General features: G+C 30.8%; 2 protein-coding genes. Both read right to left on the bottom strand.

The features are described from left to right. A partial coding sequence (locus RM529_RS17035; RefSeq protein WP_311485948.1) for an aspartyl protease family protein occupies positions 1-1,112 on the bottom strand: 1,112 nt, incomplete at its 3' end. Between the two features lie 336 nt (positions 1,113-1,448). Beyond that, a complete protein-coding gene (locus tag RM529_RS17030; protein ID WP_311485947.1) occupies positions 1,449-1,925 on the bottom strand; it encodes a cupin domain-containing protein in 477 nt (158 codons plus the stop codon). Between the last annotated feature and the right edge of the window lie 149 nt (positions 1,926-2,074).

The following is a 2,074-nucleotide window of genomic DNA, read 5'->3' as shown; positions in this document are numbered from 1 at the left end:
TCCCAAAAACCACATAATTCTGAAGTATTGAAATTTGAGACATCAATTCCGTTTATTGATAAAAATTCTGAGCCCAATTCTATAGATTTTTCTAACGCATTGTCGTCCCAGTAGCCATAAATTTCAATTTTATTTGTTAAGTAATTGGGGTGAAATATTACCTGATGTGTATTAATTTCAGGTTTTTCTAATTTTATCTTTTTCTCTAAATAAATTAGTTCTTCATCCCACTCTATCCTGATTATAAAATGTTTTAAAAATTCATTTCCTAAAAGCTTAGATTGACCTGTTTCAAAATCAACTATTTGATCTGATATTTCTGTACTACCCAGTTCAATGTTCTTTATTCTGACCTTATAATTAGTTGTTTTTGTAAATCCGTGAGCGCTAATTGAATTTATGCCTGTTCTTGAGGTATATCTAATATTATCCTTTAAAATTATCTTTTCAAACAAATTCATTCCTGCACACATAAAACCGCTAAATCCAGTATCAATGGTATATTTATCTTTAAAACCATTTATTGCGATTTTGATATCGGCACTACCATAATTTCCAGAATCAGTCTTAAACTTACTGGCATCCTCTGGAATATTCAGCTTTTTAATATTGTCGGTTATTTTCAATGTTTCATCCTGATAATTAATTTCCCATTTTGCTTTTCTCATGAGATTGTTTCCTATAATGCCAACAAAAGGTTTACACGCGTTCACCTGCTTATAATGAGAGAAATCTGTGGTCTGTGCACCTATATTTTCAAATTCAATCCCTCCTATACTCAATTTTTTCAGCGATAAATAATCGTTAATCCTAGATATATTGGAAGCATCAGTTATTTTGTTATTCACACTATTAGAACTGAAATCAATTTCATCTATTAATGATAAATCTATACTGGTGAGATCATTACCTGTATCAAAAATAAATGGATAGAATTTATCATTTATTTCAACTTGAACATATATTTGTCCATCAATAAATTTGAATGGGATTTCTTCAATATAATTCTGTTGTACAATAATCCCTTGAGTTACAGTTTTTAACCTTTTTAAAGAAGTACAACCATTTATTGAAAACGAAAATAATAAAATTAGTAGTCCGTATTTTTTCATATTTGTTGTAAGGTCCGGTCCCGTAGGAAAACTGTGCGCGGATGAGCTTGATTTTCCCTTAGAAAATCAGGCGCAGTAAGCGAGTACGAAGTTGGTTAAAGTGAATTTTGCTTTTTTTAGTCATTTCGATTTTGATTTATGACAGCTTTCAGGTAACGTTATCAATTATCGCCAGTGGACAAATTAGGGCTCGGATTTTTCGGTTTAGTATTGTTTGTTGATTTAAGTCCATGATTTTTCTTTTTAACGCTACGATCTCTTGGAGTTTATCTGTTGCTGTACGCTCGCATTGCGACAAATATTTAAATTCTAGTTGCTTATAGTTTCAAGTATTAACTAATCCATTCTTAGCATTTTATGCACATTGTCATAATATTCTTGCGTGAGTACCTCTGTCCAAGTTGTTGGTTCTTCACCACTATATAAAGCTAAATATGTTACATCATTATCTTTAGTAGATGAATGCCAATGCTCAGTATTTTTTTCACATTTAATTACATCACCTTCTTGAAGAATTATAGGATTTTTTCCTCTTTCCTGATAATAAGCTTTACCATCTACAATTATTAAAACTTGCACAGAACTATGTTTATGCCAATCTAAAGTTGAGTTAGCTTTGAAAGTAGCTTTTGTTATGTTATAATCAAATTCGGCATCGTCGTGAATTATAGCATTTAACCAGGCTTCTCCAATATAATGATTGTTTGGTGCCTTTGTCCCCTCAATATTATATGAGGAAATGTTATAATCAGAGCTTTGAGCAAATAGACATAAAGGAGCTAATAATATCAGTTCTAAAATTAAATTTCTCATATTATACTTTTTAAATTTTGAATATCCGTTTAATGTTATACCCTATGATATTGGCAATGATGAGCCGGTCAAAAAGGCGTTCTCCAAAATACCTGCGGTTCAATTTATAGACAAATTCATTTAGGTATAGTTGTAAATATTTCCCCTTA

This window comes from Autumnicola edwardsiae (assembly GCF_031846505.1).
Classification (GTDB): domain Bacteria; phylum Bacteroidota; class Bacteroidia; order Flavobacteriales; family Flavobacteriaceae; genus Autumnicola; species Autumnicola edwardsiae.
This window is presented reverse-complemented; position numbering and strand designations above follow the sequence as displayed.

Coding starts and splice junctions, on each gene's coding strand:
- RM529_RS17030 (WP_311485947.1), bottom strand. CDS start 1,925: ATGAGAAATTTAATTTTAGAACTGATATTATTAGCTCCTTTATGTCTA.